8 protein-coding genes, 1 tRNA gene and 1 pseudogene are annotated in these 13,454 nt (G+C 68.4%); 7 read left to right on the plus strand and 3 right to left on the minus strand.

The genetic code is table 11. From position 1 onward, the window contains the following. Window positions 1–13 precede the first annotated feature (13 nt). Window positions 14–364: a hypothetical protein gene (locus AC07WJ_RS09300; RefSeq protein WP_494934276.1), complete on the plus strand. Its 351-nt coding sequence runs from the start codon at window positions 14–16 to the stop codon at window positions 362–364. Between the two features lie 130 nt (window positions 365–494). Further along, a tRNA-Glu gene (locus tag AC07WJ_RS09305) sits at window positions 495–570 on the plus strand. Between the two features lie 227 nt (window positions 571–797). Here the strand turns inward: AC07WJ_RS09305 and AC07WJ_RS09310 are convergent. After that, a pseudogene (locus tag AC07WJ_RS09310) lies at window positions 798–926 on the minus strand (MucR family transcriptional regulator); the annotation flags it as partial. A 310-nt stretch (window positions 927–1,236) separates the two neighbouring features. Here AC07WJ_RS09310 and AC07WJ_RS09315 point away from each other — a divergent pair. Further along, window positions 1,237–1,650, plus strand: a complete 414-nt coding sequence (locus tag AC07WJ_RS09315) for a hypothetical protein (protein WP_494934277.1) — start codon at window positions 1,237–1,239, stop codon at window positions 1,648–1,650. A gap of 110 nt (window positions 1,651–1,760) precedes the next feature. Here AC07WJ_RS09315 and AC07WJ_RS09320 read toward each other — a convergent pair whose 3' ends face one another. Further along, window positions 1,761–5,726, minus strand: coding sequence for an ATP-binding protein (locus tag AC07WJ_RS09320; protein WP_494934278.1), 3,966 nt, complete (start codon window positions 5,724–5,726; stop codon window positions 1,761–1,763). Between the two features lie 186 nt (window positions 5,727–5,912). Between AC07WJ_RS09320 and AC07WJ_RS09325 the strand changes: the two genes are divergently transcribed. From AC07WJ_RS09325 to plsY, 3 genes are all read left to right on the plus strand, one after another. After that, window positions 5,913–6,716 carry an ArsR/SmtB family transcription factor gene (locus AC07WJ_RS09325; RefSeq protein WP_494934279.1) on the plus strand — a complete coding sequence of 268 codons (804 nt, stop codon included), beginning with the start codon at window positions 5,913–5,915 and terminating at the stop codon, window positions 6,714–6,716. After that, window positions 6,716–7,519: an SRPBCC family protein gene (locus AC07WJ_RS09330; protein ID WP_494934280.1), complete on the plus strand. Its 804-nt coding sequence runs from the start codon at window positions 6,716–6,718 to the stop codon at window positions 7,517–7,519. The genes AC07WJ_RS09325 and AC07WJ_RS09330 overlap by 1 nt, the downstream gene beginning before the upstream one ends. Before the next feature lie 242 nt (window positions 7,520–7,761). Beyond that, window positions 7,762–8,427, plus strand: a complete 666-nt coding sequence (gene plsY, locus AC07WJ_RS09335; protein WP_494934281.1) for a glycerol-3-phosphate 1-O-acyltransferase PlsY — start codon at window positions 7,762–7,764, stop codon at window positions 8,425–8,427. Window positions 8,428–8,510: 83 nt separating this feature from the next. On the opposite strand, the gene AC07WJ_RS09340 is transcribed toward plsY, so the two are convergent. Continuing rightward, window positions 8,511–9,575, minus strand: coding sequence for a threonine aldolase family protein (locus AC07WJ_RS09340; protein ID WP_494934282.1), 1,065 nt, complete (start codon window positions 9,573–9,575; stop codon window positions 8,511–8,513). Between the two features lie 580 nt (window positions 9,576–10,155). Between AC07WJ_RS09340 and AC07WJ_RS09345 the strand changes: the two genes are divergently transcribed. Continuing rightward, the gene (locus tag AC07WJ_RS09345; protein WP_494934283.1) at window positions 10,156–13,437 is read left to right on the plus strand and encodes a caspase family protein; all 3,282 of its coding nucleotides are present in this window, start codon (window positions 10,156–10,158) and stop codon (window positions 13,435–13,437) included. The last annotated feature ends 17 nt before the right edge of the window (window positions 13,438–13,454 follow it).

Here is a 13,454-nt window from a genome sequence, read left to right on the forward strand (position 1 = left end):
TTCAGATTGCGCGATGAACAACACTTCCTCCGATCCCGATGTCAACGACCCCGCGAGCGAAGCCGTCGTCGCCAAGATCCGCCGCATCTCCATCATCTCCTCGATCATCATGATCGCCGGCGTCGGCACGGTGCTGGCCGTGATCGCCTATCGGCTGATGGGCGGGCAGGGGCCGTCGGGCCCGGTCAAGCTCGGCGCCATCGATCCGCAGGGCGCCAGGGTGGTCTCGGCGATCGCCGCCGACGGCCAACTGACGGTGACCTATGACCAGAGCGGTGTGCCGGTCATCGTCGTCTACGAGCTGAAATCGCTCAAGGAAGTGCACCGGATCACGGTCGGCGGGCCGCAGGTGCCGCGGCCCTGACCGGGCGGGCCGGCCGGCGCAAGGCGCGCATCGGGAAATCGCCGGGAAAACGCCCGGCCCTTTCGACTGCGTTCTTGACCGGGCCGGTCCTTTCCGCTTATGAAGCGCGCTCCGCAGCGAATGCGGCCGCGCTCCCTTCGTCTAGCGGTCTAGGACGTCGCCCTCTCACGGCGAAAACAGGGGTTCGAGTCCCCTAGGGAGCGCCAAACAATTTCAACATCTCAGCTGTCGTGCCACTCCGAGATTGGGCCCTTTGCCTGATTTTGTCTGATATGCGTGGGGACATGCGGTGAGACGCGAGGAGACAGATCCTCCTCCCAATCGATCTCAGAACGAAAATGTGCCACGGCACTGATATCGCGCTTCGAATCCCGAGGCTTGGCGGCAGCGAACTCAGTCCCTCTTTCGGTCCTTCGCCGCAGGCTGGGCGGGGCTACTGGCTTCCGTACCTTTGCAAGCGAGCGGTTGCTTTCCTGCGCTGCCGACCAAAGCCCGAGGACTTGGCCAAGGCGGAGCGCACGGCCGCATAATTCGGCGCGACCATCGGGTCGTCGGCCGGCAAGATCTGCTCGCTCACTGGTCGTCCCGACCAGGTCATTATTTCACTCTCATGCGCTGTGATTTTGAGCCTCTCATGCTTGGACGCCAAGCCGAGAGGGACAACGGGTCGTCATGGCCTGCCGCGCCGACGGCTCGCAATCCGGCATTTGTCGGACGGATGCAGGCTCCGACCGCTGAAGTCGATGCCCCAGCGACGCTGGCGAGCGGGTTTGTCCTGACAGAAATTGACGCAGGGTTATGGCAGTGAAGGCGTTTCATGGCGACGGACGGGACATGACACAGATCGAGCCCGGACAGACAAAGGAGCCAGAATGAGGACCGTGTTTGGACTTGTGCTCGCGGCGGCTTTCGCAAGCTCCACGCTGGCGCTTGCGCAAGCGCCGCAGAACCGGACTGCGCCACGCGCGCTGCAAACAGAATTCGACGGTTTCATCACCAGGTTTCGGGCGGCCTTGACGGCAAATGATTCAGCCGCCGTCGCGCGTATGACCCAACTGCCTTTCGAACACGGAGCCTCGTATCCCGACGCGGCGACATTCCGTGCAAGGGCCTACCCGGCCATTTTCACCGCCGCAGTTCGCGCCTGCATCCAGCGTGAGAGAGGCGTCTATGATCGCGACGGAGAAAACAACGATAGCTACTTCATTTTCTGCGGTCAGAAAATTTTCATCTTCACCAAGACCCCGTCGGGATTCCTGTTCAAGGACATTGGCGCAAACGACTAGCTGGGTGCCGAAGCGATACGCTTGCTTCGGCAAAGATCTCCTGATCGACGACGATCACTCAGCAATTTCCCGATGATGCGCGTCACTTGATTATCCTGCCGGTGTCATCGCTACCGCAGCTGGCGCATCTGGGCATTGGCGCTGTCCGGCCAGAATTGCATGTCCATGTCGCGGTACAGGGTGGTCGCGGCGGCAAGTTCGTCGCGGGCCGGATCCGGCTGGCTCGAGCCTAAATAGAGCCGGCCGAGGCCATGGTGGCAACGCGCGACAAGCGGGCGCATGCCGAGTTCCGCCGCGAGCGCGAGCGCCTGGCGGTAATAGCCTTCGGCCTGTGCCGGCGCGTTCTCGTCGACCGAGGCTTCGCCGAGCAGGTAAAGGGCGGTCGCCTCGCCGGTGCGCTGGCCGCTTTCGCGCGCCAAGGCCAGTGCCCGCCCGGCGAGATCCAGCGCGTCCGCCCACCGGCCGGCGCGGACATAGGCTTCGCCCAGTTGGGGCATGAAAAGCGACTGGGCGAACCGATGCCCCATCTTTTCGAAAACGCCCAGGGCCTGCTCGAGCAACGGGGGCCCATCGGCGGTTCGTCCGAGCAGCGCATAGGCGTAGCCGAGGCTGCCCGAATTGCCCGCGACAAGGAAGGGCAGGTTCCAGGTCCGCGCCACCGAGAGACCGTGCTCCAGCAGGCCGACGGCGCGGCTCAGTTCGCCCTTGGTCACCAGGAGGTCGGCGAGGCACCAGCTGGCTATGCCGCGGCTGTAGGGATGGTCGACCGCATCGGCGAGGCGGATGGCTTGCTCGCCATGAACGATGCCACGCTCGAATTCGCCCCGGTCGGCGTAAATGCGGGTCAGAAAGGCGCGGGCACTGACCCCGGGAAATCCGGCGAGGAAAAACTTCTCGAGGCTCAGCTCATCGCCGAGCATCCGCAAGACGCCCAGAAAATGCTCCTCGGCCTGCCGGTAGTCCAGCGTCGAAAAGCAGGCCAATCCGAGAAAGAGCGAGGCCGCGACCTGCAGCGGGACATCGCCGAGGGATTGGGCGAGACCCTGCGCCTTCCGGCCGAACGCGACGGCATCCGCTGGATCTCCGCTCAAATTGAGCGTCTGGCACATATGAATGTAGAACTGGCAGAGCCGGCTCTGATCGTCGAGCCGCCTGGCCAGGCCTTCGGCCTCGCGAAGATGGCCGATGATGCGCTGGAATTGCCCGAGCGGAAACAGCGATGTCTTCAGGTCGAAGCGCAGGTCGACGGCCTGTTCCAGGGCCTCCCTGATGTCGGGCAAAGCCTCCGGAGCGCGCAGCGCGCGCTCGAAAAATCCGGCCGCCTCGCGGTTGGCAAAGCGCGCCTGCGCCAGGCGCCCCGCCTTGATCCAATAGCCCATCGCGTCACCGGCAAGGCCTGCCTCGGTGAAATGATGCGCGACAATCTCGGGCTGATTTTCGGCGAGGGCCGCGAACCGCCCGACCAGCGCCTCGGCAATGCCCGCATGCAATTGCCGCCGCCGGCTCTTGAGCATCGTGGCGTAGGCCGCATCCTGGATCAGCGCGTGCCTGAAGGAATAGCGCGCGTCCGGAGGCGCCCCGTGGCGCGCGATGAGGCCGGAGGCCGCAAGCCGCACGAGCGCGTCATCGAGCTCCACGGGCGTCGCGGTCGATACCGCGGCGATCAGAGCGTGGGAGAATTCCCGCCCGATGGCCGCACCGATCATGGCCACGTCCTTCGCCTCGCCGAGCAGGTCGAGGCGCGCCACGAGCGAGGCCTGCAACGTGGTGGGAATGGCGCGTGGCGGCAATGGTCCGTCGGCGACGTAGCTGTCGGCCGTCTCGCGCAGATGCCCGCTGTCGAGCAGGGTGCGCGTCAGTTCCTCGATAAACAGCGGCACGCCGTCGGTTCGCGCGAGGATCTGCTCGACGATGTCGTCGGGCAATGACTTGTTCCGGGCGACCCCGCCGACGATGCCGGCGCTGTCGTGCTGGCCAAGACGACTCAAGGGCAACATCGTCACATGCGGCTGGCCAACCCACATGGGCTGAAACTCGGGACGCGCGGTCACGATCAACAGGACCGGCAGCCTGGCGGCACGGGCGATCATCCGCTCGAGCAGATCGAGCGACGTCGGATCGATCCAGTGCGCGTCTTCGAACAGGATCAGGACCGGTCCCCGCGACGCGGCGCTCTCGAGCTGGTCGAGAAGCGCCGCCAGCACCATCTCCCGCTTCTGTTGCGGATCGGCCGCGGATGCCGGGTAGCGCCCCTCGTGGGACAGTCCCAGCAATTCGGCGACCAGCATCATGTCGCGCGGCAGGTTCGCCGATGCCGGCCTGAGCAGCGCTTCGAGCCGGTCGAGCCTCGCACTGGCGCCGCTGCCGGGTTCGAAGCCGGCCTCGTGCTCGATCTGAGCCCTGAACGGATAGAGCGCGCTATGGGCGTGATGGGGCGAACAGAAATAGCGGAAGCATGCGTCAGGCTTGCCGCCGAGCTCGGCCAGCAGGCTCTCGACGATGCGTGACTTGCCGATGCCGGGCTCGCCCGAGAGGATCACGACACGCCCGGTGCCGAGCCTGGCCTGCTCCCAACGGCGCGAGAGGAGCTCGATCTCTTCCTGCCGGCCGACGAGCGGGTAGGAGGCATCTCCACGGCGCGCATCGAAACGGCTCATCGCGACCGCCTCGCCCCGCACCTGCCACGCCTCCAGGGGATGCGGCAGCCCTTTGACCGCGACGCCGGGCAGGGCGCGACAGTCGAACATCCGCCCCACCAGCTGCCGCGTGCCGGCGGCAATGACGACCTCGCCCGGCTCGGCACCGGCCTGCAGCCATTCCGCCAGGTTCGGCGTCTCGCCGATGGCGACGTGCTGCTGGGTGTTGCCTTTGCCCGGCCTCCCGTCGACGACGACGAGGCCGGTGGCAATGCCGGCGCTGGCCTGGAGCCTCGTGCCGTGAACCGCTTCCTGCAGGCGGATCGCGTCCAGAATGGCAAGGCCGGCGCGCACCGCCCGCTCGGCGTCATGCTCATGGGAGGCCGGGTAGCCGAAATAGACGAGCGCGCCATTGCCCTGGTACTGGGCGACAAATCCCTGAAATCGCGCCGCCATCTCGGCGACCACCTTGTGAAAGGCTATGGTTCGCTCATGCATGTCCTCGGGGTCGAGGCTTGCCGGCTGGAGCGCCGGACCGATCACGTTGCAAGCCATGATCGTCAACTGGCGCTGTTCGAGCCCGCCCGCGCCGTCCCTTGCCGGGGGCAAGGCATCGTCGTCCCGCGCCGCGCCGGTCACGGCTTTCGCTTCGAAGACCCGGTCCGGATGGGTGCCAGGCGCAGCCGCCGGCGGGATGCCGGGCGGCTTTGCGCCGCGAAGCTCGGCGACAAGCGACTGGGTGACCGCATCGGGCTCGGTGCTGAGCTCACGCCGGAGCAGCGCAACGAGATCCTGGTAATGCCTGAGCGCCTCGGCCTTGCGGCCGGCCGTGGCCAGGGCCTGGACGATCAACCGGTGGGCGTCCTCGCGCAGGCCATTCACCGCGATGGCCCGATTGGCGCTTCTGAGGGCGGACTGGATGTTGCCCGACCGCAGCTCCTGCTCGCCGAGCCCGATCATCGCGTCGACCGCCATGTCTTCCAGCCGCCCCCGCTCGGCGGCGCGCCAGTCCGACCACGCGTCTTCGGCGATGTTCAAGTCGGCCAGCAATGGATCCCGGTAGAGATCGGCGGCAGCCGCGAGCGACGCGTGGCTTTCCTCGGCGAACAAGGCCTTGAAGCGGACAGCATCGCAATCGACGATGCCGGTTGCCAGCCTGACGTCGTCGTCGCTGTTGACGAGAGCGTCCTGGCCCAAGATCCGGCGCAGCCGAAACAGCGCCTGGCGCAGGTTCTGCCGGGCCTGGGTCTCGAAATGCGAGCCCCAGAGCAGGTTCGCCAGCTTCTCGCGCGGCTGCGGTTCGGGCGCCGTGCAGGCCAGATAGGCCAACAGCGCCGCCAGTTTCTTGCTCGGCAAGTGGACGATGCCAGTCCCGGCCGTCAACTCGAAGCGCCCGAGCAGCGAGAGACGGAATTTGGGGAGTTCTGCGCTGTCTCTCATTCCGCTAGCGATATTCTCAGACGATCGTCACTCGATCGGTACCTTACATGGTTTGAGCCTGCGGCAAGCGGAATTGACGTCTTCGTAACGCGCCGCCGCCGCCCCGCCGAGGACCGCCGGCTCGCTGGAGAACCATGGGCGACTTTGCTCATGGCGCTGTTTTCAGAACGCAGCGGGAGAGCCGGCATGACGACCGGCACTGTCGGCTCGACGGCTTCGCCAGCGCGGTCCGGATGGGCCGGGCGGCCCGAGGCACGGCCTGTCCGGCAATTCCGCTCGCGCATCGCCGCCTGGGCCATCGTGGTCCACCCGGGCTCCGGCGGCTTTGCGCTGTTGACAGACATGTTTGTCAATGGCATTGACGGGAAAATTCGTCAATGTGAGGATGACGTGCTCGATATTGAAGTCATCGATCAGGCAGGCGTGGCGATAACCGCGCTCGAGCCCGTCCGGAGCCAGCTCCTGGCCGAACTGCAGGAACCCGCCTCGGCCGCGACGCTCGCGGCCCGGCTCGGCCTCAAGCGGCAGAAGACGAATTACCACCTGCACGCGCTGGAGGAGCACGGGCTTGTCCAAGTTGCCGACACGCGCAAGTGGGGCGGGTTGACGGAGCGGCTGATGGTGGCGAGCGCCGCCGCCTATGTCGTCTCGCCGAGCGCCCTCGGCCCGATCGGCGTCGATCCGGATCGTAGCGCCGACCGCCTGTCGGCGAGCTACCTCATCGCGCTCGGCGCCCGGCTGGTGCGGGAGATCGGGACATTGCAACGCGCCGCCGCGGATGCCGGCAAGCGCCTGGCGACCTTGGCGATCGACACCGAGATCCGTTTCCGGTCGGCAGCCGACCGTGCCGCGTTCACCCGTGAATTGACCGAGGCCGTCGCGACGCTCGCGGCGCGCTATCATGACGAAACCGCTCCGCAGGGACGGTCCCATCGCCTTGTCGTGGCGGCGCATCCTGCGCCAACCCGTTCGCAAGGGAGGGACTTCTGATGCCGGTCAAGAAGGATGCTGCGGGCAACCGCTCGGTCGAGGCCGAAGTGGATGTCCCCGGGACGCCGGAGGACGTTTGGAACGCGATCGCAACGGGGCCTGGAATCTCTCAATGGTTCGTACCGAGCGAACTCGAAGGCCGTCGCGGTGGAACCGCCGTCTCGCATTTCGCCGCCGATGGAAGCATGGATTCCACCGCCACCATCACCACCTGGGAACCGCTCGGGCGATTTGTCGCTGAAACGCCGGGCCCATCGGGAACGATCGCGACCGAATGGAGCGTCGAGGCAAAGTCCGGTGGGCTTTGCACCGTTCGCGTCGTCCATCGGTGGTTCGCGAGTTCGGATGACTGGGACGATCAGTTCGAGGCGCACAGCCACGGATGGGCCTCCTTCTTCCACCTGCTCCGCCTCTATCTCACGCATTTTCCCGGGCAGCACGGCTCGGCCTTCCAGCTCCTGGTCCCGTCTTCCGATCCCCTGGCCGAAGCCTGGCGAAAGCTTGTCGAACCGCTCGGCCTGGCGAATGGGAGCGAACAACGGCACGTCGCCGCGGCTTCGGGCACGCAAGCATTCGCCGGCGTCGTCGAACGAGCCGGGCCGCAAGACCATCCCGAGCTGGTGGTTCGGCTGGACCAGCCCGCGCCGGGTTTCGCGCATCTCTTCGCCTTGCCGATGGGCGAGAGCATATTCCTGTCGGTGCGGTTTTTCCTCTTTGGCGAAGACGCGGCACGTGTCGCGCGGCGTGAGGAACCAATCTGGCGGACCTGGCTTGAAAGGCAGTTCCCGACACCCGCGGGCTAGGAGCCGGCGCGGGAGGCCGCCGTCCGGTCGAGGTGCGGTTTGCGGGCCAATGCGCCCTGGCTCTTCGTTGGCAGGCGTCTTTGCCTCGGGCGGGGGCTTGCTCTCGTGTCCGGTCGCGGTGGTTCTCAAGCGTCTTCAGTCGGCCGCGTGTTCGTCCTAGGCTTCCGCCCATGGCGTCGGCCGCAACTTTCGCTTTTCGCAAGCGGATGACGGCCTGAAGCGGGAGTGTCGCGGTGGATCCCATGGTTTTCTGGATAGCGAGTGCGGCTGGACTGGCGATCGCCTATCTCTTCGGGTCTATTCCCACGGGCTATCTGGCGGGGAAGCTGCTCAAGGGCATCGATATTCGCGAGCATGGCTCCAAATCGACCGGAGCGACGAATGTGTTGCGGACCCTGGGAAAATGGCCAGCCTTGGCGGTGCTCCTGGTCGATGTGCTGAAAGGTGTGGGCGCGATCGTCTTTGCCCGCTGGTTCTATCCCTGGCTTTCGACACTGTCGTCCGTCGCGCCGCAGCCGCCGGCGCCTGACCTGCAGACCGGGGCGGCTTGGGCTGTTTGCCTGGCCGGACTTGCCGTGTTGCTGGGGCATGGGCGTTCGATCTGGTTGAATTTTACCGGCGGCAAATCCGCGGCAACGGGGCTCGGCGTGTTGCTGGCGATGTCTTGGCCGGTTGGTCTCGGCGCCGCGGCGGCCTTTGGTCTCGTCCTGGCCGTGTCCCGGATTGTTTCCCTTGGCTCGATGCTGGCGGCGTTGACTGCGATCGCACTCGTCTGCGGCATGGAGCAACCGCTGCCCTATCGGTTGCTGGTGATTGCCGGCGGCCTTTACGTCATTCTGCGCCACCTGCCCAATATGCAACGGCTGCTGGCCGGGACGGAACCGCGCCTGGGGCAAAGCATCGGCTGAGGGCCGCTTGCGGCGGCGTTGCGATCTCGTCGGGTGAAAGAGAGGCGATGGCTCCGCATCCGCCCGTTTCGAAGGCTGCCGGGCTAGCGCCGGATGATCCGGCCGATCGCCGCGATGGCCTCCTCGATCATCGGCGCGGAGACGTCGAGATGGGTGCAGGCGCGCATGCGGCCGCCCAGGACGCTTGTCGCGATGCCTTCGGACCGCAGCGCCGCCTGGAGCGCCGTTGCCGTGGTTCCGGCCCTGGCCACGTCGAAGAACACCAGATTGGTGTCGGGCTCCTCGACGTCGACGCCCGGCAGCTGCTTCAAGCCCGCCGCCAGGGCGCGCGCATTGGCATGGTCGTCGGCCAGCCGCTCGACATTGTGGTCGAGCGCATAAAGACAGGCTGCCGCGCAGATCCCGGCTTGCCGCATCGAGCCGCCAAGGCGCTGCTTCCAGCGCCAGGCGCGGCCGATGAAGTCATGTGAACCGGCGAGCACCGCGCCGAGTGGCGCGCCGAGCCCCTTGGTGAAGTCGAGCCAGACGCTGTCGAAGCCCGCGCACATCTCGGCCGGGCCGATGCCGGTGGCGACGCAGGCATTCATCAGGCGTGCGCCGTCCATGTGCGTGGCCCAGCCCTCGCCACGGGCGATCGCGGTCAGTTCGTTGAGCGTCGCCAGCGGCCAGACGGTGCCGCCGCCGATATTGGCGGTCTGCTCGATCTCCAGCAGGGTCTGGGGCGGCGCATAGCGCGTGCGCGCACGGATCGCCGCGCGCAGCGTGTCGGCATCGAACAGGCCGCGCGGTCCGCGCAAGGCATTGATCTGAACGCCGGCGATCGCCGCGTGGCTGCCGCCTTCGCTGGTCAGGATATGGGCGGTCTCGTGCGCCAGCACCTCGTCGCCGGCGCGGCAATGGGTGTTGAGGGCGACGACGTTGCACATGGTGCCGGAGGGCAGAAAGATTGCGGCCTCCTTGCCGAGCAGCGCGGCCATGCGGTCGCAGAGCCGATCCACCGTCGGGTCGTCGCCATGCTGCTCGTCGCCGACCTCGGCCGCCATCATGGCGGCCTTCATGGCCATGGTCGGCCTGGTCTGGGTGTCCGAATAGAGATTGATGCGGACTGCGGGGCTGCCGGCTGCGGCGCGCGCGGGGGCATGGACCATTCTGCTGCTCTCGGATTGCGGAGGTGCGACGGGACGAACCGGCGTGGCGGCGACAGTGATTGTCGGGGCGGGCCGGGCCGTCGTCAATCGCGCCGGCGGCGTCGGTCGCGCGCGGCAGGCATCGGCGCGCCGCAGAGGCGGCGACGAAGTCCTTCGATGTCGTCGCTCACGTGACGGGCATGGTCTCAAATTCCGCCGCCGTGCCGACTTTTCGACGGTACGCGGGGGAACCGATATCGCTTGCGTGGGTTTAATTATCCGGTCGCTGCAACTCTTCATCGCCCCCCTCGTTGTAGCGACCAGGCCGCCCGCCCCCCGGGCGGCCTTTTTTCATCCGGGCTGACGGCCCGGGTCGCCGCCGCCGCCCGGGTGGGAGCGCACCCTGTGCGTGATCGCACAGTCCGATCCCGCGGCTTCCCTTACGTTGCTGGTCTGACCCGCAGATGGTAATCTTGCCGATCGATGGTCATTGGCCGGGAGTAGTCGCGAGATGCTGTGCATCGTCAGCGTCCTTGCTCGCGTTTTGCTGCTCGCCGCGATGCTCGTCGGTGCCTCGATGCCCGCTTTTGCGGAAAAGCGCGTGGCACTGGTCATCGGCAATGCCAATTATTCCAGCACGCCGGCCCTGGCCAATCCGCGCAACGATGCCGAAGACATCGCGGTGCTGCTGCGCGAGCTCGGTTTCGAGGTTCTGCTCGAGCTCGACATCGACAAGCGTGGCATGGACCTCGCCTTCGCGCGGTTTGCCCGCGCCGCCCAGGATGCCGACGCGGCGCTGTTCTATTATGCCGGCCACGGCATCCAGCGCGAGGGCCGCAACTTCCTGATGCCGGTCGATGCCAAGGTCGAGGACGATATCTCGATTCGTTTCGAGATGGTCGGGCTGGATGCGGCGCGCGACGCGCTGGCGGGCGTCAGCGGCCTCAAGATCATGATCATCGATGCCTGCCGCAACAATCCGGTGGCCGAACGGCTGCAGTCCCGCGCGGCCTCGCGCGGGGCCATGTTCAATCTCGGCCTGGCGAACGAGCAGGTGCGCGGCATGGTCGTCGTCTACGCGACCCAGCCGAACAACGTCGCCGCCGATGGCGCGGGGCGGAACAGTCCGTTCACGCTGGCCTTCATGGAGCAGGCGCGCGAGCCGGGCCTGCGTGTCGCCGACATGCTGACCCGCGTCGCCGATTCCGTGGCGCGGGCGACGGCGGGCCGGCAGGTTCCGGAATTCACCGCCTCCGGCGGCGGGCAGTTCGTGCTCAACCAGCGCGAGACCGATACGCAGATCTGGCAGCGGGTGCGTGAGGGCTCGCGCGAGCAGATCGCGGCATTTCTCAGCGACCATCCGCGCAGCGTTCACGCCGATGACGCACGATTGCGGCTCGAGACCATGGACCGGCCGTCGGCCGATCCGGCCGAGCGGCGTGCCAGGAGCGACGCCGACGCGGCGGCCCGTGCGGCGCTTGCCGAGCAGAACGCCCGGCTGGAGCAGTTGCAGCAGCAATTGGCGGCGATGCAGCAGGAAATGGAACGCCGGTCCCGCGAAGCCGGCCAGGCCACCGAAAGGGCGCGGGTCGCGGTCGGGCGGCGGGCGCGCGAACGTGAGCGGGCCGAGCAGGCGACGGCGCGCGTACAGCAGGAGCGGCTGCAGCGCGCCCGCGACGCCGCGACAAGGGAGGCGGAGGCGCGGCTGGCGCGCGAGCGCCGGCTGGCGGAGCGCGCCGAGGCCAGGGAGGCCGACGCCCGCCGTGCCCGTGAGCGCGAGGCGGCCGCCCAGGCGACCATTCGTGAGCTCGAGGAGCGCTTGCGCAGCGAACGCGAGGCGGCTGCCCGGGCTACCGCCCGCCAGGCCGAAGAGCAGTCGCGCCGCGAGCGGGAGGCGGTGGCGCAAGCCGCGGCTCGCCGGGCGGAAGAACAGTCACGCCGCGAACGGGAGGCGGCGGCGCAGGCCGCCCTCCGCGAGACCGAGGAACGCGCCCGGCGCCAGCGCCTGGCCGCGGCGAGCAGTGGCGCCGGCCCCGAAACACGCTCCGGCCCGGGCGTGGCGGGTGCGGCTGCCGGGGCGCCGGTGCTTCCGGCGGAAACCCGGCTGGCCCTGGTTCTGGGGGTCGGCAGCTACCGCACCAATGCGCTGCCGAACGCCCTGAACAATGCCGGGCTGATGGCGCAGACCTTGCGCGATCTCGGCTTCTCGACGACGGAGGGGGCGGATCTGCCGCAGGCGGAGCTCAGGGCGGCGATCGCGGCTTTCATGGCCAGGGCGCGCCAGGCGGGACCGGAGGCGATCGTGCTGATCTATTTCGCCGGCCTTGGCCTGCAGCATGAGGGCGACAGCTATCTCCTGCCGTCGGACGCGGCGATCGAACGCGAATCGGACGTGCCGATCATGGGTATCCGCCTGGTCGACGTAACGCGGGCTCTCGGTTCGGTACAGGGCAGGGCGCGGCTGCTGCTGCTCGACCTGTCGGCCGAGCATCCCTGGGCGGCGCTTGGCCTGCCGGTCCGCCGTGGCATGGGCGTGCTCGATGCCGGACCGGGATTGCTGATCACGTCCGCCGCCGCGCCGGGCGAGGTGGTGGCGCCATTCCCCGGTGCCTATGGCCGTTTCGTGCTGGCGCTCGCCGAGCAGTTGCGCGCGCCCGGCGTGCCGCTGGACGAGGCCGTCGCGCGGGCCAGGCTCAGGGTGCATCAGCAATCGAACGGCCGCGACACGCCCTGGGAAGCCTCCAGGCTGCCGCCGCCGGTGCGGTCGCTGACGCTGCTGGCGGATCCGACGCCGACGGGGACAACCGTGCCGCCGCTCGCCGCGCGCCGCATCGAGGGCTTGCCTGTCGAAGAGGCCTATGCGCTTGCCGTCGCGCGCGACAGCATCGCCGGCTATCAGGAATTTTTACGGGTCTATCCCGCGAGCGCCTTCACGCGGCGCGTGCAGCGCCTCGTGGCGGCGCGGCGCGAGGCGCTGGTCTGGCGCGAGACGCTGCGCATCGGCACGCCGCCGGGCTATTGGACCTATCTCAGGCGGTACCCGCGCGGGCCGCATGCCGAGGAGGCGCGCTGGCGCCTCGGCCGCCTGCAGGCCCCGGCCATACCGTCGCAAGGCTTCGTCGAGGTGGTCTATCAGGACATTCCGGCGCCGTTGCCGGTGACCGAGATCGTCGACGATCCGCTGTTCTGGGCGCCCGCGCCGGCGGCCTTCTACGACGAGGTCGTCCTGGCGCCGGTCACGCTCGGGCCGCCGGTCGCGCCGATCTGGGCCTTGCCGCCGCCACCGGCCTATTCCTGGGGCGTCCTGCCAGTGGCCGCGGCCGCCGCCATCGTCAGCGTCCCCTTCATCCTGCCGCGCGGCTTGCGCCGGCCGGAGATGCCGGTTGTCCTGCGTCCGCCGCCGGGCGGTCCGCGCCTGCTGTCCCGGCCCGGCACGCCGGGGCCGGCCGGCCCGGCTCTGGGCGGTCTTGGAGGTGCCGGGCGGCCGTTGCCCGGTGCCCCCGGTGGTGGCCAATTGCCTCGCCCCCAGGCCGGCGGCCCTGCAGGACCGGGCGGTCCTGGCGGAGCTGGCGCCGGGGCGGGGGCGCCTGGCGGGGCTGGTGGACCCGCCGGCCCGCGACCGGTGATCCACCGTCCGGGCCGCCCCTTCGTCGAGGACCACGGCCGACCGGCCGGCCGGCCCGGCATGCGACGGCCCGGGCGGCCTTTCGGCCCTGCCATGCAGCAATCCCGGCGGCCGGAGTTCCAGGCACGGCCGCGGATCCAGCGGGCCGACATGCGTCCGCCGGGGGCGCCCCGGCCGGCGTTCAATCGCGCCGGGCCGTCACGCCCGGCATTCAGGCCGTCGGGGCCGTCGCGGCCGTTCATGGGGCGGCGGCGCTGAGCTCGCCTGCCGGTGCG

It is taken from the genome of Phreatobacter sp. GW821-FHT04C01, assembly GCF_059420385.1.

Bases quoted from the DNA above. Each gene is read 5' to 3' on its own strand.
- AC07WJ_RS09300 (WP_494934276.1), top strand. From the start codon at position 14: ATGAACAACACTTCCTCCGATCCCGATGTCAACGACCCCGCGAGCGAA.
- AC07WJ_RS09315 (WP_494934277.1), top strand. From the start codon at position 1,237: ATGAGGACCGTGTTTGGACTTGTGCTCGCGGCGGCTTTCGCAAGCTCC.
- AC07WJ_RS09320 (WP_494934278.1), bottom strand. From the start codon at position 5,726: ATGAGAGACAGCGCAGAACTCCCCAAATTCCGTCTCTCGCTGCTCGGG.
- AC07WJ_RS09325 (WP_494934279.1), top strand. From the start codon at position 5,913: ATGACGACCGGCACTGTCGGCTCGACGGCTTCGCCAGCGCGGTCCGGA.
- AC07WJ_RS09330 (WP_494934280.1), top strand. From the start codon at position 6,716: ATGCCGGTCAAGAAGGATGCTGCGGGCAACCGCTCGGTCGAGGCCGAA.
- plsY (WP_494934281.1), top strand. From the start codon at position 7,762: ATGGTTTTCTGGATAGCGAGTGCGGCTGGACTGGCGATCGCCTATCTC.
- AC07WJ_RS09340 (WP_494934282.1), bottom strand. From the start codon at position 9,575: ATGGTCCATGCCCCCGCGCGCGCCGCAGCCGGCAGCCCCGCAGTCCGC.